Annotated in this window: 18 protein-coding genes and 1 tRNA gene; 12 read left to right on the forward strand and 7 right to left on the reverse strand. The window is 61.0% G+C overall.

The window, feature by feature from the left end:
* Positions 1-75: 75 nt before the first annotated feature.
* The 6 genes from trpE to fabI form a co-directional block, all read right to left on the reverse strand.
* On the reverse strand, positions 76-1,587 hold the full coding sequence (trpE, locus tag VWZ81_RS05145) for an anthranilate synthase component I (RefSeq protein ID WP_416542239.1): 1,512 nt from the start codon (positions 1,585-1,587) through the stop codon (positions 76-78).
* A 15-nt stretch (positions 1,588-1,602) separates the two neighbouring features.
* Complete coding sequence (locus tag VWZ81_RS05150; protein WP_416542240.1) at positions 1,603-3,444, reverse strand: SurA N-terminal domain-containing protein; 1,842 nt, start codon at positions 3,442-3,444, stop codon at positions 1,603-1,605.
* Between the two features lie 158 nt (positions 3,445-3,602).
* Positions 3,603-4,793: an aminotransferase gene (locus VWZ81_RS05155; RefSeq protein WP_416542241.1), complete on the reverse strand. Its 1,191-nt coding sequence runs from the start codon at positions 4,791-4,793 to the stop codon at positions 3,603-3,605.
* 207 nt (positions 4,794-5,000) lie between these two features.
* Entirely contained in the window at positions 5,001-5,504 is a 504-nt protein-coding gene (gpt, locus tag VWZ81_RS05160; protein ID WP_340545686.1) for a xanthine phosphoribosyltransferase, read from the reverse strand.
* A 50-nt stretch (positions 5,505-5,554) separates the two neighbouring features.
* Entirely contained in the window at positions 5,555-6,169 is a 615-nt protein-coding gene (locus tag VWZ81_RS05165; RefSeq protein ID WP_416542242.1) for a LysE family translocator, read from the reverse strand.
* A 97-nt stretch (positions 6,170-6,266) separates the two neighbouring features.
* Positions 6,267-7,085, reverse strand: a complete 819-nt coding sequence (gene fabI, locus VWZ81_RS05170; protein ID WP_340545684.1) for an enoyl-ACP reductase FabI — start codon at positions 7,083-7,085, stop codon at positions 6,267-6,269.
* A 169-nt stretch (positions 7,086-7,254) separates the two neighbouring features.
* Between fabI and pdxH the strand changes: the two genes are divergently transcribed.
* The 5 genes from pdxH to VWZ81_RS05195 all read left to right on the forward strand — a co-directional run bounded on the left by pdxH (position 7,255) and on the right by VWZ81_RS05195 (position 13,612).
* Positions 7,255-7,860, forward strand: coding sequence for a pyridoxamine 5'-phosphate oxidase (gene pdxH, locus VWZ81_RS05175; protein WP_416534875.1), 606 nt, complete (start codon positions 7,255-7,257; stop codon positions 7,858-7,860).
* A gap of 118 nt (positions 7,861-7,978) precedes the next feature.
* Positions 7,979-8,515, forward strand: coding sequence for a cold-shock protein (locus VWZ81_RS05180; RefSeq protein ID WP_340545682.1), 537 nt, complete (start codon positions 7,979-7,981; stop codon positions 8,513-8,515).
* Positions 8,516-8,519: 4 nt separating this feature from the next.
* On the forward strand, positions 8,520-9,041 hold the full coding sequence (locus VWZ81_RS05185; protein ID WP_416542243.1) for a DUF192 domain-containing protein: 522 nt from the start codon (positions 8,520-8,522) through the stop codon (positions 9,039-9,041).
* A gap of 43 nt (positions 9,042-9,084) precedes the next feature.
* A tRNA-Pro gene (locus VWZ81_RS05190) sits at positions 9,085-9,161 on the forward strand.
* Positions 9,162-9,967: 806 nt separating this feature from the next.
* A complete protein-coding gene (locus VWZ81_RS05195; protein ID WP_416542244.1) occupies positions 9,968-13,612 on the forward strand; it encodes a vitamin B12-dependent ribonucleotide reductase in 3,645 nt (1,214 codons plus the stop codon).
* A 196-nt stretch (positions 13,613-13,808) separates the two neighbouring features.
* Here the strand turns inward: VWZ81_RS05195 and VWZ81_RS05200 are convergent, their stop codons facing one another.
* The gene (locus tag VWZ81_RS05200) at positions 13,809-14,984 is read right to left on the reverse strand and encodes an MFS transporter (RefSeq protein WP_416542245.1); all 1,176 of its coding nucleotides are present in this window, start codon (positions 14,982-14,984) and stop codon (positions 13,809-13,811) included.
* A gap of 423 nt (positions 14,985-15,407) precedes the next feature.
* On the opposite strand from VWZ81_RS05200, the gene VWZ81_RS05205 reads away from it, so the two are divergent.
* From VWZ81_RS05205 to VWZ81_RS05235, 7 genes are read left to right on the forward strand one after another with little or no spacing between them, the layout of a single operon-like run.
* A complete protein-coding gene (locus VWZ81_RS05205; protein ID WP_416542246.1) occupies positions 15,408-16,154 on the forward strand; it encodes a FadR/GntR family transcriptional regulator in 747 nt (248 codons plus the stop codon).
* Positions 16,147-17,298: an aminotransferase class I/II-fold pyridoxal phosphate-dependent enzyme gene (locus VWZ81_RS05210; protein WP_340545677.1), complete on the forward strand. Its 1,152-nt coding sequence runs from the start codon at positions 16,147-16,149 to the stop codon at positions 17,296-17,298. The genes VWZ81_RS05205 and VWZ81_RS05210 overlap by 8 nt, the downstream gene beginning before the upstream one ends.
* A gap of 41 nt (positions 17,299-17,339) precedes the next feature.
* Positions 17,340-18,596 carry an ABC transporter substrate-binding protein gene (locus VWZ81_RS05215; protein WP_340545676.1) on the forward strand — a complete coding sequence of 419 codons (1,257 nt, stop codon included), beginning with the start codon at positions 17,340-17,342 and terminating at the stop codon, positions 18,594-18,596.
* Positions 18,578-19,528 (forward strand): carbohydrate ABC transporter permease, encoded by a 951-nt coding sequence (locus VWZ81_RS05220; protein ID WP_340545675.1) that lies wholly within the window; start codon positions 18,578-18,580, stop codon positions 19,526-19,528. The genes VWZ81_RS05215 and VWZ81_RS05220 overlap by 19 nt, the downstream gene beginning before the upstream one ends.
* Positions 19,529-19,536: 8 nt before the next feature.
* A complete protein-coding gene (locus VWZ81_RS05225; RefSeq protein ID WP_416534881.1) occupies positions 19,537-20,388 on the forward strand; it encodes a carbohydrate ABC transporter permease in 852 nt (283 codons plus the stop codon).
* Positions 20,389-20,399: 11 nt separating this feature from the next.
* Positions 20,400-21,467 (forward strand): ABC transporter ATP-binding protein, encoded by a 1,068-nt coding sequence (locus VWZ81_RS05230; RefSeq protein WP_340545673.1) that lies wholly within the window; start codon positions 20,400-20,402, stop codon positions 21,465-21,467.
* Positions 21,468-21,491: 24 nt separating this feature from the next.
* On the forward strand, positions 21,492-22,745 hold the full coding sequence (locus tag VWZ81_RS05235; protein ID WP_416542248.1) for an AGE family epimerase/isomerase: 1,254 nt from the start codon (positions 21,492-21,494) through the stop codon (positions 22,743-22,745).
* Positions 22,746-22,818: the final 73 nt, after the last annotated feature.

The following is a 22,818-nucleotide window of genomic DNA, read 5'->3' on the forward strand; positions in this document are numbered from 1 at the left end:
TGACAGGCGGTCGAGATGCCGCGCGCATGAGATGCCGCGCGCGCAGACACTCGGGGGCTGCGGTTCTGTCCGCGCCTAGCCGTTGCCATTGCCGGTAAAGCGGGCCGCATCTGCGGCGGCACGGCGGATCGCGTTGGATTTATGGACGGTCTCCATATATTCCGCCTCCGGGTCGCTGTCATAGACAACGCCGCCGCCGGCCTGGATATAGAGGGTCTGATCCTTGACGATGGCGGTACGCAGCGCGATGCACATGTCCATGTCGCCGCCGGCCGAGAAATAGCCAACACCGCCGCCGTAGATGCCGCGTTTTTCCGGCTCCAGCTCGTCGATGATTTCCATCGCGCGCACCTTTGGCGCGCCGGAGACGGTGCCTGCGGGCATGCCGGCAAAGAAGGCATCCAGCGCGTCCTTGTCCTCCGCCAGCTCGCCCACGACGTTGGAGACGATGTGCATCACGTGGCTGTAGCGTTCGATGATGAATTTTTCGGTGGGGCGTACAGTGCCGATCTTCGCCACCCGGCCGGTGTCGTTGCGGCCCAGATCCAAAAGCATCAGGTGTTCGGCCAGCTCTTTCTTGTCGGCCAGCAGATCCAGTTCCAGCGCCTTGTCTTCCTCGGGCGTGGCGCCGCGCGGGCGGGTGCCTGCGATCGGCCGGATGGTGACCTCCTGCCCGAAGACGCGGACCAGGATTTCGGGGCTGGCACCGACCACCTGGAAACCGCCGAAGTTGAAGTAGAACATGAAGGGCGAGGGGTTAGTGCGGCGCAGGGAGCGGTAAAGCGCGAAAGGCGGCTGCGGGAAGGCCTGTGTCCAGCGCTGTGCCGGCACCACCTGGAAGATGTCACCGGCGCGGATGTAGTCCTTGGCCTTCTCCACCGCGGCCATATAGCCTTCTTTGGTGAAATTACTCACCGGGGGCGCAACCTCGTCGGCGTCGCCAAGGTCGCGGCTTTCGGCGGGCATGGCACGTTCCAGATCGCGCACCGCGTCCATCACCCGCTCGGCAGCCTGGGCATAAGCGGCCTTGGCAGACTGGCCTTCGCTGGCCCATGCGGGGGAGACCACTGTGACCTCGCCCTTGACCCCGTCGAGCACGGCGATCACCGAGGGGCGCAGCATCAGCGCATCGGGTAGGCCAAGCGGATCAGGGTTCACGTTCGGCAGATGTTCGACCAGCCGGATCATGTCATAGCCGAGATAGCCAAAAAGGCCGGCCGCCGCCTGCGGCAGATCGTCGGGCAGGGCGATTTTGCTTTCGGCAATCAGCGCCCGCAGATTATCCATCGGGTTGCCGTCCTGAGCAGTGAAATCATCTGCATCAAACCGCGCCGAGCGGTTCAGGGCCGAGCGCTCCCCGTGGCAACGCCAGACCAGATCCGGTTTCATGCCGATGATCGAATAGCGCCCACGCACCTCACCGCCGGTGACGGATTCCAGCATGAAGGCGTCTTTCTGGGCGCCTGTCAGCTTCAGCATCAGCGACACCGGCGTGTCGAGGTCGGCGGCAAGCCGGGTGTAGACAACCTGGTTTTCACCGGCCTCATAGGCTTTGGCAAAGGTCTCGAAATCGGGGGTCAGGGCCATCTGGATCTGCCTTGATTACTGGAAGTTGGCCTGCACGGCATTGAGCGCCTGCGGGTCGATGCGCGGCGCGGCGCGGGTCTGGGCGTCCTGCACGAAGGCTTCGAACAGGGCCTGAGCTAGCGCCTGATCCAGCTGGGTGCCCATCGCCTCGGCCAGCGCTGTCATCTCCGGCGTGTCGGCCACCGGCAGGGTTTCGGTGAGGCGCACAACAACAGTGGCGCTTTCGTCGCTGACCACGGCGACCTCGCCTTCGGCCAGATCAAAGACTCGGGCCATCAGCGACTGCGGGGCTGCGTCGATATAGGCGGCGCGGGTGAGGCCGGTTTCGGATGTAAGCTCAACGCCCTCGGGCAGCGCATCGCCGCTCTTCAGCAGGTCTGCCAGACGCTCGGCTTCGGTGACGGTGGCATCCTGAAGGCGCTGCTCCTGCCACGCGGCGCGCAGTTTGTCCTGAGCTTCTGCAAAGGGTTCGGGGCGTGGCTCAAGCTGTTCATCCAGGCGAATGGCAAAGAGGCTGCCATCTTCGAGGAAGTCGACCTCGGGGAAATCTTCGGTGCTGACAGCGGCAGCGGCGGTGCGGAACCCGTCATAGGCGGCGATGCCATCGGTGCTGCCGTTGTGCCAGTCGATCTTGCCCAGCTCCATGCCGGGTTCGTTGACCAGCTCTTCCAGCGTGGCACCACCGGCGAGCATGTCGTTGATGTCCTCGGCGCGGGTTTCGATCAGGCGGCGGGCGCGGTCGGTTGCCAGCTCGGCGCGCAGCTCGTCCTTGACATCATCAAGGCTGGTCAGGCGTGCCTCAAGACGGCCATTGACGCGGAACAGGGCCGGGCCGAGATCGCTGTCGAGCGGGCCAACCACATCGCCGACCTGCGCGGCAAAGACGTCCTGTCCGGCGCCGCCGAGGTCGCCCATGGTCACATCGCCCAGATCCACGTCCTGCAGGCTGAGACCACGATCGGCGACCAGTGCTTCAAACGTGCTGCCATTGATGTCGAGCTGCGCCTTGGCGCTGGCGGCCGCTTCGGTGTTGGCAAAGACCAGACGTTCCACCAGACGGCGCTCGGGCACCTGATATTCATTGCTGCGCTCGTTGAACAGCTGTTCCAGCGCGGCGGTGTCGATCTCGATTTCGTCAACCAGCGCATCGGGGCGCAGGGCGGCGTAGGTGATGACCTTGGTGCGGGGCAGGGTGAAGCGATCGATATGCGCCTCGTAGAAGCTGCGCAGCTCTTCTTCGCTGGGGTCGACGGCCGTCAGGGCGAGGCTGTCGGGGCTGACCGGCAGCCAGTCAAAGCTGCGACGGGCGCCGACATAGCTGGTGAGCGTGTCGCGCAGCGTGTCGGGCATTTCGGTGCCTGCCATGATGGCACCCTGCACCAGGGTGCGGGCGGATTCGCGACGCAGGTCGGCCTCGAAGGCGGCTTCGCTCAGGCCGATATTGTCCAGCGCATATTGATAGGTGTCGCGATTGAAGGCGCCGCTGCCGTCCTGGAACGCCGGGATCCGGCTGATTTCGTCGAACAGGTTCTGATCGCCGATGGACAGGCCCAGATTGCTGCTTTCCTGATCGAGTGCGGCGATGGCGATCAACCGTCCCAGTACCACGCGATCAAGACCAAGCGCTGTCATCTGCGCGATAGGAATGCGCTGGCCGGTCTGGGCCTCCAGCGCGCGCTGTTCGCGCTGCAATTCGCGGGCGTAGTCATCGACCGAGACCTCCTGATCTCCGACCACCGCAACCGAGTTCACCGATCCGGTGAAATTGACCGCACCAAAGCCGGCGAGGCCGATGATCAGCATCCCCATCAGGATCCAGACAAATGTATTTGATAGTTTTTTCATGCCTGCAGCCATGATGTCCTCGTATTGCCGGTCGCCGGACTGCACGGGGCAGCCGGGAATGCTGAAATGTCGAGGCTCTGAATACGCTGCCACCTTGAAAGGGGCAAGGGACGACTGATCTGTGCCTGCGTTCAGAGCGGGTGAGAGGGTGAGATTGCGGAGGCCTCAGCTCACGGGGCCCAGTTTGCCAGCCGGTCGAACAGGGTCCGGATGCCGGATGTGTCGACATTGGCAAAGGCGATGCGGAATTGCTGGGCGCCCGATGGATCACCCTTGGGCGTGAACATGCTGCCGGGTAGCATCAGGATACCTGCCTCTTTTACCAGACGCCGGGCCAGCGGGTCGCTGTGCTGGTCAAACGGGTGGGCCACATAGGCGAAATAGGCGCCACAACCGAGCAGCTGCCAGCCACGCGCCGCCAGCGGCGCAAACCCGGACTCGATGGCAGCGCGGCGGCGCAGCAGTTCCTGACGCTCTGCGGCGAGCCAGTCGTCGAGGTTTTCCAGCCCCCAGAGCGCGCCGACCTGACCAAGTTGCGCCGGGCAGATGGTGACCGTGTCGAGGAACTTCTCCATCTCCTGCAGGTGATCGCGATGCGCGGCCACGGCACCCAGCCGGTGCCCGGTGAGCCGATAGGCCTTGGAGAAAGAATAGAGGTGGATCAGCGTGTCGGACCAGCCGGGATCCTGAAACAGCCCATGGGGTGGGCCATCCCGACTGTCAAAGTCGCGGTAGGTCTCATCCACGATCAGGGCAAGACCGTGGGCACGGGCAAGATCATAGAACCGCTGTACCAGACCACCGGGATATTCGACCCCGCAGGGATTGTTGGGTGTGACCAGAACGATGGCGCGGGTCCGGTCGGTGATCAGCTTTGCAGCGGCATCCGGGCAGGGCAGCATGGCTGCGCCGACTGGCAGCGGGCAGGTTTCGACCCCCTGCATGTCGAGCCACATTTTGTGATTGAAATACCAGGGGGTCGGAAGAATGACCTGATCACCCTCACCACAAAGCGCCGCGATGGTCGCGGCAAAGGCCTGATTGCAGCCGGAGGTGATGGCGACATCACCCGCCTTGAGGTCGGCCGCATAGTGGCGGCCCATTTTTGCGGCGAGCGCGGCGCGCAGGCTGTCCCGGCCCAGTACCGCCCCGTAAAGGTGGCTGCTGTCGTCGCCAAGGGCGGCCTCTGCGATGGCGCGGCGCAGCCCCTCGGGCGGCGGGTCCGCAGGCGCCGCCTGACTGAGATTGAGGAGCGGCATGTCAGCAGGCAGGTTCAGCCCCTCCAACCAGCGCCGGGAATCGACGATGGGCGAGACAAAGGTGTCTTTGGTGCGGGCGTGGGGAAATCGGGCCTGTGGCATCGGGTGTCCTGTCTTGCGTCGGCGCGTCACCGGCCAGAGCGATGGCGCGCTTTGGCCACTCCGCCGCAACTGCGCCGGTTTTGCAAGGGGGTTTGACCTGCGCCGGAAAAATCCCAGCAGATCCCCGGCGCGGAAACGAAAAAAGACGCCCCCGAAGGTGCGTCTTTCCATGCGTCGTGTGACGGTTGGTGGTCCGTCAGTCGATGATCAGTCGGTCCCGCGGTAGGGTTCGACATATTGCAGCGCCATATCCCAGGGGAAGAAGATCCAGGTGTCCTGGCTCACCTCGGTGATGAAGGTATCGACCATCGGCCGACCTTTGGGTTTGGCATAGACGGTGGCAAAATGCGCCTTGGGATACATCTGGCGCACCAGTTCCAGAGTTTTGCCGCTGTCGACCAGATCGTCGATGATCAGCACGCCTTCACCGTTGCCCATCAGTTCGGCGTCGGGGGCTTTCAGCACCTCGGCCTGTCCCTGATCCTGATGATGATAGGATTTCACCCCGATCGTGTCGACGATGCGGATATCCAGTTCGCGGCTGACGATCATGGCCGGAGCCATGCCGCCACGGGTGATGGCGACAACGGCACGCCAGGCGCCTTCGTCGGGGCCTTGCCCGTCCAGACGCCACGCCAGTGCGCGGCTGTCGCGGTGCAGCTGGTCCCAGGAAATATGAAAGCCTTTTTCATGAGGCAGACGATCGGTCATGTTTTTGATGCTCCTGTTAGGGTCTGGCGTCCGGGATCGTGCATCTGCCCTCAGAGGGCGGCGATCTTGACGCCGAGGGCGGCCAGCAGACCACCAAAGACCCGGTCGATCACATGTTTCAGATTGATATACCCGCGGCGCGTTTTCTCAAAGGAGAAGATACGGGCCACGAGGGTGTTCCAAGTGACTTCACCCAGAAAGATGCAGGTGAGCAGCGCGGCAAGGGCCAGGCTGCTGCTGCCTTCGGGAACGGTGCCGACAAAAACGGCGCCGAAAAAGGCGGCCGGCTTGGGGTTGGCCAGCTGGGTGAAGATCCCAAGACGGAAGGCCGCAAAAGCAGTCTGCGGCAATTGTGTGTCACTGTCCTGCGACATCGGTTCGCTGGCATGGCGCCACATGTTCCAGGCCATGTAGATCAGGAACATGGCGCCGCCGATTTTCAGCAGGGTCAGCAGGAAGGGGGCATAGTCAAACAGCAGGTTCAGCCCGAAGAGCGCGGCGGAGGCCCAGAACACCGCACCCGCACCGATGCCAATCGCCAGCGCCAGACCACTGCGCCAGCCATGGGCCAGGCCGACGCGCGCAGCCATCAGAACGGCGGGGCCGGGGCTGATGGCGGCCATCAGGCACAGGAGGACGGAAGCGGTAAAAGCGGCGAGTGTCATGGTGGGTCCCTGTCATTGGAAGAGGCGCGCGTGGGCCGCGCGCCTGCTGTGTCATTCTCTGTGGTGCAGATGCGCGTAGCATCTGCTGGACCCGTGTTTATTTGCGCCCGGTTGCCGCATCGATGTCAGGGGCGTCAACCGCCTTCATCCCGACGACGTGATAGCCGGCATCCACGTGCAGATTCTCGCCGGTCACGCCGGAGGACAGATCCGACAGCAGATAAAGCGCGGATTTGCCCACGTCATCAATGGTCACGTTGCGGCGCAGCGGCGAATTATATTCGTTCCATTTCATGATGTAGCGGAAATCACCAATGCCCGAGGCGGCCAGCGTCTTGATCGGTCCGGCAGAGATCGCATTGACACGGATGCCGTCCTTGCCCAGATCTTCGGCAAGGTATTTGACCGATGCTTCGAGCGCGGCCTTGGCGACACCCATGACATTATAATGTGGCATCACCTGTTCGGCGCCGTAATAGGTCAGTGTGACCGCGCTGCCGCCCTCGGACATCATCTTCTCGGCGCGCTGCATCACCGATGTGAAGGAGTAGACCGAGATATCCATGGTCATCTGAAAGTTGCCACGGGTGGTGTCGACATAGCGACCGCGCAGCTCGTTCTTGTCGGAAAAGCCGATGGCGTGCACCAGAAAGTCCAGTTTGCCCCATTTTTCTTCCAGCGCTGCAAACAGCGCATCAACGGAGCCCTCATCGGCCACATCGCAGGGCAGGACGATATCGCTGCCAAGCTGCGCCGCCAGCGGGTCGACGCGTTTCTTCAGGGCATCGCCCTGGTAGGAAAACGCAAGCTCGGCGCCGGCGTCGGCGCAGGCTTTGGCAATGCCCCACGCGATGGATTTATCATTGGCAAGGCCCATGATGAGGCCACGTTTGCCGGCCATCAGTTGACTAGACATGCAGGTTCTCCGCCTGTGATATTCGAATTAGACGACGTTTAGTCTGTCAGGCGAGGCGCTTCAAGAGCGCTGTCTCTTGTCGTTTGTCCTGTCTCGGCCTAGGTTGCTGTCAGCCATGCGCATTATCGCGCCAGCCAGACCCATATAATAACAGTCCAAGAGGTGCGCCATGTCCGATCGCAGCGGTATCTTTGCGGGGGAGGATCCCTTTGCCATCGCGCGCAGCTGGCTGAGCGAGGCGGAAGAGAGCGAGATCAACGATCCCAATGCGATTGCATTGTCGACGGTGGATGCCGATGGGTTGCCCAATTGCCGGATGGTCCTGCTGAAAGAGATCGAGGACGCAGCCTTTGTCTTTTATACCAATTACGAAAGCGCCAAGGCGCAGGAGCTGGATGGCGCTGGCAAGGCGGCGTTTGTCATGCATTGGAAATCGCTGCGACGCCAGGTGCGCGCGCGCGGGATCATCAGTCGCGAGAACGGCCCGCAGGCCGATGCCTATTACAAATCCCGGTCCCTCAAGAGCCGACTGGGGGCCTGGGCCTCGGCGCAGTCGCGCCCCTTGTCGAGCCGGGGTGCGCTGATGGCGGAGGTGGCCAAGGTCACAGCCACCAAAGGGTCAAATCCCGAGCGCCCGCCATTCTGGGGCGGTTACCGTCTGACGCCGCTTGAGATCGAGTTCTGGGCCGATGGCGCGTTTCGTCTGCATGATCGCTTTGTCTGGCGGCGCGAAACACCCGAAGCGCTTTGGACGGTGGAGCGGTTGTGCCCTTAGGTCACTATCGGAAAATAGCAGAATTGTGATATTGGTGTCCGTTTTTGGCTTGAACTCAGAACCGAGAATAGAGCATCACCTACTGGTTAAAAACTGAAGAACACGGTGGACTACAGCAGTGGCAGAAGACTTGAGCAGTTTGCAGCAAATACGCGGGCTGGTGAAATGGTTCGATCCGACCAAAGGGTTCGGATTTGTCGTCTCTGATGAGGGCGGACCAGATATCCTGCTGCATGTGAACGTGCTGCGTAACTTCGGCCAGAGTTCCATCGCGGACGGGGCCGAGGTTGAACTGGTGACGCATCGCACCGAGCGTGGTGTTCAGGCGGTGGAAGTCCTGTCGATCACGCCGCCGGTTCGCGACGACAGCCCGGTTCTGAGCGATTTCGCGGAGATTGATGCCGAGACGCTGAGCGCCGAGCCACTGGTACCTGCGCGGGTGAAATGGTTCGACAAAGGCAAGGGCTTTGGTTTTGCCAATGTGTTTGGCCGCGACGAAGACGTGTTTCTTCATGTCGAGGTTCTGCGCCAGTCGGGTCTGTCGGAACTGCAACCGGGCGAGGCGCTTGGGATGCGGGTGATCGACGGCAAACGCGGCCGCATGGCGGTCGAGGTGCTGGCCTGGGAAGCGGCGCTTCTGGAAAAGCAGGACTAAGGTGATGCGGCACGCCTGGACCCGATTGTCAGACAGGATGACAACAGGAGCCAGAGCCACCGCTCTCTCTATTATGTCGGTCGCTGCGATTGTGGCGGCCGGGGCGGTGCAGGCCGAAGAGGCCTGCCGCCCTGATCTGGTCAGCCTGCGCGGCCCCTGGGGGCAGGCGCAGTTCACGGTAGAAATCGCCGATACCATAGAAACACGCGCGCAGGGGTTGATGCACCGGCCCCATATGGCGCGTGGCAATGGCATGTTGTTTGTCTATGAGGCGCCGCAGCGCGCTAGCTTCTGGATGAAGAATACGCTCATCCCGCTGGACATGCTGTTTGTCGACAGCAGCGGCACGGTGCGCCATATTCACCATCGCGCCATTCCCGGGGACCTGACGCCGATTCCGGGTGGTGACAACGTCTATGCCGTGCTGGAAATCAACGGCGGTCTTGCCGCGCTTTATGGGATTTCAGTCGGCACCCAGCTGCGCCATGAAGTTTTTTCAACGACAGGCGCAATTTGGCCCTGTTAGGGCTTTTCAAATCAGATCGGCAACGCTAGGAAGGCGCACGGTCCGGGGCGTGGCGCAGTCTGGTAGCGCACCTGTTTTGGGTACAGGGGGTCGTGAGTTCGAATCTCGCCGCCCCGACCATTTCATCCATCTGGATGTGACGTAGACGCCGACATGCCTGTCACAGGGCTGTCGGCGTTTCGCGTTCCAGCTGACCGATACGATGGGGGCGCAGATCCGTCATCCGCGGACGGGCAGGGGCGCTGTTCAGTCCCTGAGGGCTCGCTGAGGAGATTCGGACTGGTTTCCAAATTATGACCAAATCAGGCGTCTCGCTATGTCTGTTAAGGGTTGCTTAACCAACTGACGCGCCTTGGCGTCGATTTCTTTTTACGCTTCGTGCCAACAGGGAAAAAAAACACCTGGGCACGCCTTCTATCTGGAGGGCGTGTATTTCATTTTTTCAACCCTCGGTCTGGTTGAGTGATTTCTGTTTCAGAAGAGTTCGCTGCTGCCGTTGATGCGGCGTGACATGCGGCAAGCCCCTCTCCGCAAGGGGATTTATCGCGTCGGATGGATGGGGCTCTTGGGACCGTGCCAGGTAAAGTGATCAACTCTGAATCGCAGCTTCGTGATCGACCGCAGACCATTAAGCTATCGTCAACGAAAAAGATGGTTACGAAAGCCTAAAAATGCCGTTGACCCCATATGCCTGAATACGTCAAATTGTGTACGTCGGATGATGCAGCACAAAATATGGTGGATTTCACCCGGTGCTACACCAGACCAAGCAAAGCATTTAGCGCTGGCGGATATGGGGCCTCGGCCCTGGCACGCATCTTATGTGAGGTGCGCAGCAGGGTGTTTTGCGGCGAAGAACGAGAAGAGACGCGTCGGCCAAAAGGCGTGATTTGTGACAGTGGGACTGCAAAAAAGAGGCAGATGGCATGAAGATTGAACGGAAATTTACAAAATCTGGGCAGGACGCATATGCCGATCTGGACTTTGTCCCTGCAACGTCGGAGATCCGCAATCCAGACGGCACCATTGTGTTCCGTCTTGAGGGCGTCGAGGTTCCGGCGGGCTGGAGCCAGGTCGCCAGCGATGTGATTGCGCAGAAATATTTCCGTAAAGCCGGCGTCCCGAGCAAACTGAAAAAGCTCCGTGAAAAAGGCGTGCCCGAGTTCCTATGGCGCTCGGTTCCGGCCGGTGATGATGTGGAATTTGGCGGCGAGACCTCCTCCAAACAGGTGATCGACCGTCTGGCCGGCGCCTGGTGCTACTGGGGCTGGAAAGGCGGCTATTTCTCAACCGAGGAAGACGCGCGCGCCTATTTCGACGAGATGCGCTATATGCTGGCGACCCAACGCGCCGCGCCGAACAGCCCGCAGTGGTTCAACACCGGTCTGCATTGGGCCTATGGCATCGACGGCCCGGCACAGGGTCACCATTATGTCGATTACAAAACCGGCCAGCTGACCAAATCTGACAGCGCCTATGAGCACCCGCAGCCCCATGCCTGCTTTATCCAGTCGGTCTCTGACGATCTGGTGCAGGACGGCGGCATCATGGATCTTTGGGTTCGTGAGGCGCGGTTGTTCAAATATGGCTCCGGCACCGGCACCAATTTCAGCCATCTGCGCGGCGAAGGCGAACCGCTGTCCGGCGGTGGCAAATCCTCTGGCCTGATGGGCTTCCTCAAGATCGGTGACCGGGCAGCCGGCGCGATCAAATCCGGTGGCACCACCCGTCGCGCCGCCAAGATGGTGATCGTCGATGCAGATCACCCGGATATCGAACAGTTCATCGACTGGAAAGTGATCGAAGAGCAGAAGGTGGCCTCCATCGTCGCAGGCTCCAAGATGCACGAGAAGATGCTGAACGGTCTCTTCGAGGCCATTCGCAGCTGGGACGGGGCCGAGGCTGACGCCTATGATCCGGCCGTCAACGATGGGCTGAAAAAGGCAATCCGCGAAGCCAAGAAGGTCGCCATCCCCGAGACCTATGTGAAGCGCGTTCTGGACTATGCCAAGCAGGGGCATACCTCGATTGAATTCCCGACCTATGACACCGACTGGGACAGCGACGCCTATAATTCGGTTTCCGGTCAGAACTCCAACAACTCGATCCGGGTCACCAACGCCTTCCTTCATGCGGTGAAGAAGGACGCCGACTGGCAGCTGATCAACCGGGTCGATGGCAAGGTTGCCAAAACCGTGAAGGCACGGGATCTGTGGGAAAAGGTCGGTCATGCGGCCTGGGCCTGCGCCGATCCGGGCATCCAGTTCCACGACACAGTGAACGAGTGGCACACATGCCCCTCCGACGGTGAGATTCGCGGCTCAAACCCTTGTTCGGAATATATGTTCCTGGACGATACCGCCTGTAATCTCGCGTCGCTGAACCTGCTGACCTTCCTCAAGGACGGGGTGTTCCAGGCCGAGGATTACATGCACGCCTGCCGTCTGTGGACGGTGACGCTGGAAATCTCGGTGATGATGGCGCAGTTCCCGTCCAAGGAAATCGCGCAGCGTTCCTATGATTTCCGCACGCTGGGTCTTGGCTATGCCAATATCGGCGGCCTGCTGATGAACATGGGCTACGGCTATGACAGCGCCGAAGGGCGCGCGCTTTGCGGTGCGCTGACCGCGATCATGACCGGCGTGTCCTATGCCACCTCCGCCGAGATGGCCTCCGAGCTGGGGCCGTTTGCCCGCTACGAGCAAAACGCAAGCGACATGCTGCGGGTGATCCGCAACCATCGCGCAGCCGCGCACGGCGCGGTCGACGGCTACGAAGGCTTGGCCGTGAAGCCGGTGCCGCTTGACAGTGCCAACTGCCCGGACCCGCGTCTGGCGGAACTGGCGATGAGCAGCTGGGACGAGGCGCTGGAGCTGGGCGAACGTCACGGGTTCCGCAATGCGCAGGCCACCGTGGTGGCCCCAACCGGCACCATTGGCCTGGTCATGGATTGCGACACCACCGGGATCGAGCCGGACTTTGCGCTGGTGAAGTTCAAGAAGCTGGCCGGCGGCGGTTATTTCAAGATCATCAACCGCTCGGTCCCCGCCGCGCTGGAGGGGCTGGGCTATTCCCCGGCCCAGATCGAAGAGATCGTCTCCTATGCCGTGGGCCATGGCACCATCGGCAATGCGCCGGGAATCAATCACACCTCGCTGGCCGGTCACGGCTTTGGCCCCAATGAGCTTGCGAAGGTCGATGCGGCGCTGGAGTCGGCCTTTGATATCCGCTTTGTGTTCAATCAGTGGACGCTGGGCGAGGATTTCTGCACCGGTGTTCTGGGCATCCCGACGACTAAGCTGAACGATCCGACCTTTGACCTGCTGCGCCATCTGGGCTTCAGCAAGCGCGATATCGAGGCGGCGAATGACCATGTCTGCGGATCCATGACGCTGGAAGGTGCGCCGCATCTGAAGGAAGAGCACTATCACATCTTTGATTGCGCCAATCCTTGTGGCAAGAAAGGCAAGCGTTATCTAGGGGTTGATAGCCATATCCTGATGATGGCCGCAGCCCAGAGCTTTATCTCCGGTGCGATCTCCAAGACCATCAATATGCCCAATGACGCCACCATTGAGGATTGCCAGAAGGCCTATGAACTCAGCTGGTCGCTGGGGGTGAAGGCCAATGCGCTGTACCGTGACGGCTCCAAGCTGAGCCAGCCGCTGGCGGCGGCACTGGTTGAGGACGACGATGAGGCGGCCGAAATTCTCGAAAGCGGGTCGCAGCAGGAAAAGGCCATCACCCTTGCCGAGAAGATCGTCGAGAAGGTGGTCATCAAGGAAATCGTGAAATCGCATCGCACCAAGATGCCGCAGCGCCGCAAGGGCTATACCCAGAAGGCGGTGGTTGGCGGCCATAAAGTGTACCTGCGCACCGGCGAATATGAGGATGGCAACCTTGGCGAGATCTTCATCGACATGCACAAGGAAGGTGCCGGTTTCCGGGCGATGATGAACAATTTCGCCATCGCGGTATCGGTTGGCCTGCAATATGGCGTGCCGCTGGAGGAGTTTGTCGACGCCTTCACCTTCACCAAGTTTGAGCCCGCGGGCATGGTGCAGGGTAATGACTCGATCAAGAATGCGACCTCCATTCTGGACTATGTGTTCCGTGAGCTGGCGGTCAGCTATCTCGATCGGACCGATCTGGCTCATGTCAAACCGGAAGGCGCCAGCTTTGACGATCTGGGCCGGGGCGAGGAAGAGGGTGTCTCCAATCTCTCGGAACTGAGCGAAACCGCTGCGACGCGGTCGCTGGAGGTGCTGAAACAGATTTCCTCCACCGGCTATCTGCGTAAGCGTCTGCCGCAGGAACTGGTCGTATTGCAGGGCGGGCAGACCGAGCTGCTGGCCAACATCGGGGGCGATCCGGTCGCTGCCTTGCAGTCGCTGGTGCCTGAGACATCAGCCGTTGCGCCTGCCGCGTCCGGCGGCATGGACGCCCGCACCAAGGCCAAGATGCAGGGCTACGAGGGCGAGGCCTGCGGCGATTGCGGAAATTACACGCTGGTGCGCAATGGCACCTGCATGAAATGCAACACCTGCGGCGGCACCTCTGGCTGTAGCTGAGTGCTGATGGAATTGGACTGTGACCGTCGCGGCGATGCTGTCGCGCTGGTCGGAAACCCGGGGTGGGTGCGCTCACCCCGACACGGATCGGGACACAGGCAACAACCTCGGGCGGTAACAAGAACCACCTGATCCGTGCACCTGGGAGGGGGAGGCCACAGCGCCTCCCTTCTTCTTTTTGGGTCCGGAGCTTGGTTTAGCTGCGTTTTAGAACCCTTGAAAATATAACGATAAACGCTGAAAGCGCTGCAAGGATCACAAAGGCGGCAGGCAGCGACAGCAACTCGGCGGTAATGCCGATCATGGGTGGGCCGATCAGAATGCCGCCGTAGCCGAATGTCGCGACACTGGCGATGGCAGCGCCTGCGGGCAGTTCGGGATCACTGGCCGCGCGGCTGAAGGCGAGCGGCATGACCAGCGCATAGCCGATACCCATCAGGGCAAAGCCAATCATGGCAGCAGCGTAGTTGCCAAACACCACCGCGATCAATGCGCCAAGACAGGCGCTCGCACCGGCCATGCGAGCGGCGCTGACGGCCCCGAGCCGCGCAACCACAAGATCGCCGATCAGCCGCATTGCCACCATAGCGACCGAGAAAACGGCAAATCCAAGCGCGGCATCCGCTTCGCTGGCGCCCGTCGTCAGCACCAGAAAGATCGCGCTCCAGTCGGCCATCGCGCCTTCGCCAACGGCCCCGCAAAAGGCGACAAATCCCACCGCAACCAGCGGTCCACGGGGCAGAAGCGATGGTTTTGTCATCGGATTCTTGGGGGCGGGGTCGGCAGTCCAGGGGATCTGTGCCACAGAGAGCGTCAGAAGCGCTGCGATCCCCCCGGCGAGCAGGAAATGCAGCGGGATTTCTGCCCCGACGGAGGCCGCACCGTAGCCAGACAGCGCACCAAGCCCGGCCCCAAGGCTGAACATCGCGTGAAAGGACGACATCATCGGCCGTCCGGCACGTTTCTCCACCTCGCTTGCCCATGCGTTCATCGCTACGTCCATGCTGCCATGGGCGGCACCAAAGACAAAGAGCGCGGCCGCCAGCAGCGGCAGGCTCGGCGCTAGCGCCAGCAGCACCAGCCCGAGGACATAGGCCAGCGCCACCCGGCGGGTGACATGGGCGGCCCCCATCCGATCTGCCGCCCGTCCGGCAAGCGGGAAGGAGAGGATCGCGCCTGCAGCCATTAGCAACAGCAGCAACCCCAGCGCGCCGGGCGTCAGCCCGTGGCTGTCGGCGACGGCGGGGATGCGCGACGCCCAGATCCCAAACAGGGCGCCGTTCAGCACAAACATCGCCGCAACCGCGCGCCATGGCGTGCGCAGCCGGAACCGGGAAGATGGGCGGGTCGGGTGAGGGCTGGTTACGGGCACGGGAAATCCTTTTACGGTAGAAACTGAGGTCTCAAATCTGGCAGGCCCATACCGGCTTGGGACATCTGACGGGACCACTTGGCGCAGACAAATCCTCGCCAGGATTTTCGCAGAGTGATTGGAACTCATTTCCGGTGCAAGCGGTTTTGGCCCAATGTGCGGCAGGGGCCCGGGTGGTTTATTCGGGCCGTATTCGGCGCGGCAGATGGATCGAATCGACGTCAGCAGGGGCCTGTTGATTGGCAAGAGCGTCTGTTCCGATCCGGCTTCGATCTCTGCGTGGTGCCTTAACATGTATTTATAACGCATTGAATTTGCTCTCTTATATAATGTCCGACAATACTGTTGATAATGTCCGACATTATTGCCATGCTGTGACAGGAACCGGGTCTGGCCAGCGCCAGATCGCATGAAAGGCACAGCATGGCAGCGCGTGATCCGAACCAGACATCCCATCACATGGCGCCGCTTCCGGCGCGCAGCACTAGCCGGGATGTCCTTGAAGCGCTGATCCGCATGATTGAGGCTGACGGGCTGGGTGTGGGCGATCGCCTGCCGCCAGAAGTGGAGATCGCCCGTCAGCTGGGCGTAGGCCGGTCCAAGGTGCGCGAGGCGCTGACCGCTTGGCAGAACATGGGCATCGTGACCCGCAACAAGAAGGCCGGGACGCGACTGGCGACGGAGGTGGTGTCAAATGCCATCCATCTGCCGGTGATGGTCAAGCTGGAGGCTGAGAGCCTTATGCGAACCCATGCGGTTCGGCGCCCGCTGGAACTGGAAACCGTCCGCCTGGCAACCCGCAACATCACCCCGCAAAGCGCCCGTATCATCATGGGCCGTGTGACCGAGTTGATCGCGATTCACGGTGCCGGAGAGGACTGGCGCGCCTCCGATTACCGGTTTCACGAAGCCCTGCAGGAGGCCTGCGGCAACCCGTTGTTCGGTCAGCTGATCCAGCAGATCCAGCATGGATTCAACGAGGTCTACGAGGCGCCATTCGGCAAGCCGCATCTGGGGGAATCCTCGATCCCGCTGCACCTGCCGCTGGCCGAAGCGGTGGTCGCGGGCAATGAGGAGGAGGCGATGAAAGTGATGGAGCGCATTCTCGACATGGTCGAAGCGGAGATCCGCGAGTCGATGCAGGCGATGGTGGAGGGACATGATGACTGAGGACCTGGGCCTGGCCACGTTGATGGCGGCTGTTCTGGAGGATCGCAACGGCGCGATCACCCCGCCGATCGTACAGACATCGCTGTTCAGTTTTGACAGCTACGAAGCGTTTGAAGATCGCATGGCCGGGCGCAGCGATACGGCGATATACACAAGGGTCCAGAACCCGACGGTGGCGGCTTTTGAGGGGTTGATGGCAAAGGCCGAGCAGGGCGAGGCGGCCTGCGGATTTGCCTCCGGGATGGCGGCGATTTCTTCGACGCTTCTTGCCTTTGTGAAACCGGGTGACAGGATTGCCTGCGTCGAACATGTCTACCCCGACAGCTATCGTTTCATGGAACGGCTGTTGCGGCCCTTTGGGGTTGAAATCGACTATTACGCGCCGAGGCAGCTGGAAGAGGAGCCGGACCTGCTCAAGGGCGTGCGGCTGGCCTATCTGGAAAGCCCCAGCTCGGTGGTGTTCCAGCCTCTGAACCTCATGAAGGTTGCAGCCCATGCAAAACGGCATGGCGTGCTGACGATGATCGACAATTCCTGGGCCAGCCCTGTGTTTCAAAAACCCCTGACCCAAGGCATTGATATCGTTTTGCATTCAGCATCGAAATATATCTCCGGCCATTCCGATACCGTGGCGGGGGTGGTGGTGTCTTCGCAGGCGAATATCGACCGGATCCGTGATCTCACGTTGCCGTTGCTGGGTGGCAAGCTGGCGCCGTTCGAGGCGTTTCTGCTGACCCGAGGTCTGCGCACGCTGGCGGTGCGGATGCGCCAGCACGAGGCCACGGCGACGCTCTTTATCGACCGTCTTTCGGCCTTGCCGCAGGTGCGCCGGGTGCATTCTCCGGGCCCAAACGACGTGCCGGGTCTCACCGGGCGGTCCGGTCTGATGTCGGTCGAATTTGATGACAGCGTGGATATCCCGGCATTTGCCAACGCGCTGACCCATTTCCGGCTGGGCGTCAGCTGGGGTGGATTTGAAAGCCTGATCCTGCCGGCCCGCGTCGGGCTTGCGCAGATCGGCGAAGAGAACTCGATGCAACGTTTTGGAGTTTCGCCGAACCTCGTTCGGCTGAACCTCGGGCTGGAGGAGGCCGAGGACCTGTGGGCGGATATCACATCCGCCCTCGCGACTAGCACGGTCTGACAGGGCCGTGTGCACCGTCACACGACAAGGGGAAGGACAACATGAAAAAAATTCTGACAGGGATCACGACGGCGGCCATGCTGATGGGCAGCGCCGCCTACGCGGAGACGACGCTCAAGCTGGTTGAGGTGATCACCAGCCCGGAACGCACCAAGGTGCTGCAGAGCATCGTTGACGGCTACGAGGCCGCCCATCCCGATGTTTCCGTCGAAATCATCAGCCTGCCGTGGGGGCAGGCGTTTGAGAAGCTGGCGACCATGGTTGCCGGCGGCGATATCCCCGATGTTGTCGAAATGCCCGACACCTGGCAGGCGCTTTATGCAGGCTCCGGCCAGCTGGCAAGCCTCGCCGATCATGTCGCCGACTGGGAGCATGGCGCAACGCTGACAGACAAGACGATCGCAATGGGCAGCCAGGCGGGTGATCTCTACATGATCCCCTACGGGTTCTACCTGCGCGCGATGTTCTACAACAAGAAACTGCTGGCCGAAGCCGGTGTCGAACCGCCCGAAACCATGGAAGACTTCATGGCGGCATCGGCTGCGGTATCGGAACTGGACGGCAAGTCAGGCTACTGCCTGCGCGGTGGTCCGGGTGGCACCAACGGCTGGGTGATGATGGCGGCTGCGATGAACGGCACCAATGACTTCTTCACCGATGATGGCAAGAGCCGCATGAATGAGCCAGGCTCGGTCGAGGGCATCCAGTTCATGCTTGATCTCTACCAGAAGGGCTATGCCCCGAAGGATGCGGTCAGCTGGGGCTTCAATGAGATCGTCGCCGGTTTCTATTCTGGCACCTGCGCTTTCCTCGATCAGGATCCTGACGCGCTGATCGCGATTTCGGAGCGGATGCCAGCCGAGGATTTTGCGGTGATCCCGATGCCTGTCGGCCCCTCCGGCAAGGCATTCCCGACCATCGGTTTTGCAGGCTGGTCGATCTTCAATGCGACCAAGCATGAGGACGAGGCCTTTGATCTGGTGGCGGCGCTGTCTGCACCTGAGGCCAATGGCACCTGGGCCAAGCGAGTTGGTGTGATCCCGGTCCATAAGGGCGCCGATCAGGATCCCTATTTCCAGACCGAGCAATTTGCAGGCTGGTTCAAGGAGTTGAACGGTGAGCAGTATGAGCCGACCACCATGCCGACCTTTCTGGAGAAATGGGGCTATTTTGCAAGCACGGTGGTTCTGGAAACCAGCCAGGAAGCGCTTCTTGGTCAGCGCAGCGCACAGGATCTGGCCGATGAATGGGCGGATTTCCTGACCGGCGAATATGCGAAATGGCAGGCAAAGCAGTGATTGCGCGCGCCCAAAAAAACGTCGTGCCCGGGGGAACCGGGGCACGGCGCTCGCTCTACTGGCACTATATGGTTGAGCCGTTTCTCTACCTGTCGCCGATGATCCTGTTGATCGGCAGCGTCATGCTGATGCCGCTGGTGATTGGGGTGTCCTACTCGTTTCAGGCCATTGAACTGCTGAATCCTTTCGACACTGGCTGGGTCGGGTTTGAAAACTATCAAAAGCTCTGGACGGATCGCAAATTCTGGATCGCGCTTGAGAACACCTTCTTCTGGACGTTCTGGTCGATCTTCTTTCAGTTCTTTCTCGGGCTGGGGCTGGCGATGCTGCTGAACACGCAGTTCTTTGGCAAGAAGCTGTTTCAAGCGCTGGTGTTTCTGCCCTGGGCGGTGCCGACCTTTCTGTCAGCCCTGACATGGGCCTGGCTGTTCAACCCGGTGATCGGACCGATCCCGCACTGGCTGGCCGCGCTTGGGGTGCTGTCGGAGCCCTACAATATCCTGGGTGATCCTGATCTGGCGATCTGGGGGCCGATCACCGCCAATATCTGGTTTGGTGTGCCGTTTTTCGCCATCACGCTGCTGGCTGCGCTGCAGTCCATTCCGGGTGAGCTGTACGAGGCTGCCGAAATCGACGGCGCCAGCGCGTGGCAGAGCTTTACCAAGATTACCCTGCCGTTCCTGGCGCCAATGATTGCCATCACGGTGATGCTGCGCACCATCTGGATCGCCAATTTTGCCGATCTGATCTTTGTGATGACCGGGGGTGGTCCGGCCAATTCAACGCAGATCCTGTCCACCTACATCTTTACCACCGCGTTCCGCAAACTGGACTTCGGCTATGCCTCGACCATTGCGGTGGCGCTGCTGATCATCCTTCTGGCCTATGCTGTCATCCTGCTGTGGATGCGCAGACGGCTGGTCAAGATCTGAGGATCACCATGGCTAATATCGCGCGTTCATCCAGACGTCATCCAGCGCTTGCGCTTGGGAAATATGCCGCCATCGCATTCTATCTCGGCTTTGCGCTGTTTCCGCTCTACTGGCTGATGAAAATCGCCGTTACGCCCGATGCGCTGATCTTCTCCGAGGGCACGCGGATGCTGCCCAGTGCAGTGACGTTCGAGAATTTCGCCACCGTGCTGTTTGAGACCGAGTTCCTGGCCTATTTCCGCAACTCTCTGACAGTCTCGCTCGGCACGGCGTTCTTCACCACGCTGATTGCGGCCGGGGCGGGCTATGCCTTCTCGCGATTTGTCTTTGCGGGCAAGCGGATCATCATCGGCGTGATGCTGATCACCCAGATGTTCCCGCTGCTGATGATCATCGCGCCGATCTACAAGATCGTGGCTGATCTGGGCCTGCTGAACTCGCTCACCTCGCTGATCGTGGTCTACACCGCCTTCAACATCCCATTTGCGACCTTCCTCATGCAATCCTTCTTTGACGGGATCCCAAAGGATCTGGAAGAGGCCGCGATGATGGATGGCTGCACCCGGTTTCAGGCGCTGCGCACGGTGGTGTTTCCGCTAACCCTGCCGGGGCTGGGGGCGACGCTTGGTTTTGTCTTTACCGCCGCCTGGTCCGAGCTGCTGTTTGCGCTGATGCTGATCTCAAAAAATGACGCGATGACCTTCCCGGTCGGGCTGCTGACCTTCGTGTCGAAATTCTCGGTGGACTGGGGGCAGATGATGGCGGCTGGCGTGCTGGCGCTGGTGCCAAGCTGCCTGTTCTTCATTTTCATACAACGCTACCTGGTGCAGGGCCTCACGTCCGGCGCGGTCAAAGGATAGGGGGCCGGATCATGGCACGGATCGAACTCAGAGATGTTGCGAAACGCTATGGCGCTGTTGAGGTGCTGCGCGATATCAATCTTGATATTCAGGACGGTGAATTCATCGTTCTGGTCGGGCCATCAGGCTGCGGCAAATCTACCCTTCTGCGGATGATCGCAGGGTTGGAGCCGATCACGTCTGGCGATTTCGAGATCGACGGGCAGCGCATGAATGACGTGCGGCCACGGGATCGCGACATTGCCATGGTGTTCCAGTCCTACGCGCTTTATCCGCATATGGATGTGGCGCGGAACATGGGGTTTTCCATGGAGATCCGCAAGGAACCGGCAGAGGAGCGCAGATCGCGCGTCGCCAAGGCCGCCGAAACCCTAGGCCTGTCGAAACTGGTGGATCGCTTGCCCAAGGCGCTATCGGGCGGGCAGCGCCAGCGCGTTGCCATGGGGCGCGCCATCATCCGCGATCCGCGCGCGTTCCTGTTTGATGAGCCGCTGTCCAATCTGGACGCGGCGCTGCGTGTGGAGATGCGGCTGGAGATTGCTCGGCTGCACAAGCAACTGGGCGCCACGATGATCTATGTGACTCATGATCAGGTCGAGGCGCTGACGCTGGCGGACCGCATTGTGGTGTTGAATGGAGGCGATATTCAGCAGGTCGGATCGCCGCTCGATCTCTATGAGCGGCCCGCCAATAAGTTCGTGGCGCAGTTCATCGGCTCTCCCACGATGAACATATTGCCGGTATCCGGGGCCGATAGCGGGGTGATGGCCCGCAATGGCATGATGCTGACGCTGGATCATCTGCGCGACACCGCCGCAGCTGTGGATCTGGGAATCCGACCGGAGCATCTGGATGTGGTGGCACCGGGTGAGGGGGATCTGACTGCGGTTGCAGATGTGGTTGAACGTCTGGGATCGGACACAAACATCTATGCCAATGTCGATGGGCTGGGGCCGCTTCTCGTGCGCAAACATGGCAATATTCCGGTCCGAAACGGGGATCGGCTGGGATTGCGGGTGCAGCGGCAGAATGCTCATATCTTCAACGCAAATGGCAGGGCCATCCGGCCCGCCGCCTGACGTGCGACACAAAGGAGAGTAGCCATGGTCACGCCGAACCCTGCCGGAGCGCTGGATGCAGCCGGTTTCTGGCTGGACGACCCGGATCACCGCGCTTTTCTGATAGCGGATGCTCGTCGGCAACTGGGTTTCTTTTCTGCGAGTCTCGGCAAGGGACCGGGCTTCCATACCCTTGATGCCGCCGGTCAGCCATTGCCGGACAACACACAGGAGCTGCACACAACCACGCGTATGGTGCATTCCTACGGGCTGGCGCATATCTGCGGCTATGCCGGTGCCGACCGGATCATTGACCATGGCATCGCCTATCTCAACAGTCATCATCGCGATCGCGTCCATGGTGGGTATCTTTGGGCGATGAAGGGCGACACGGTCGCTGATGATCGCAAACTGGCCTATGGGCATGTCTTCGTGCTGCTGGCGGCCTCCACTGCCAAGCTAGCCGGGCATCCAGGTGCGGATGCGTTGCTGTCGGATGTCGCCGAGGTGCTGGACCACAGATTCTGGGAACCGCAGGCGCAGCGCTTTGCTGATGAATGGAACCGGGACTGGACGCCGTTTTCATCCTATCGCGGCATGAACGCCAATATGCACGGGGTCGAGGCGCTGCTGACAGCCTACGAAGCCACCGGCGAGTCGATGTTCCTGGAGCGAGCGGGGCATATTCTGGCTTTTTTTGTCGGTGATATCGCCGGGCAAGACGGCTGGAGACTGCCAGAGCATTATACCGACGAGTGGCAGATTGATCGCGCCTATGCCGGTGATCCGATGTTTCGGCCTGCGGGCACCACGCCGGGCCATTCCTTTGAGATGGGACGGCTGCTGTTGCAGCACTGGGATCTGGCCGGACGGCAGGATCCAGGCGTTCCATGCCGCGCCCGGAAGCTGATCGAGCGGGCCCTGGCGGACGCCTGGCTGCCGGATGGCGGGTTTGCCTATACGCTTGACTTTGAGGGTAAGGTTGCGATGACCAACCGCTTCTGGTGGCCGGTAACCGAGGCCATTGGCGCGGTTGCCGCTTTGATCAGGCTGGACGCCCGGGCCGAGGACGAGCTGTGGTATCGCCGCCTCTGGAGCTTTGCACAGGCCCATTTCATTGATGAAGAGCGCGGTGGCTGGTATCCCGAGATTGACCAGGCGGGGCAGGTGACGCAGACGATTTTTACCGGCAAGCCGGATATCTACCACGCGCTTCAGGCCTGTCTGTTGCCCATGGGCGCCTTGCAGTTGGGCCATGTGTCAGGGTTGAAACAATTGCCGACACCGCTGTTGTCCTGAGCACAGTGCGCACCTGAAAAAAACCGGTCCGATCACCCATCCGTGTGCCGCTAAGGCGGTGCTTTGGCCCGGA

It is taken from the genome of Phaeobacter sp. JH20_34 (genome assembly GCF_048056095.1).
Lineage (GTDB): Bacteria > Pseudomonadota > Alphaproteobacteria > Rhodobacterales > Rhodobacteraceae > Phaeobacter > Phaeobacter bryozoorum.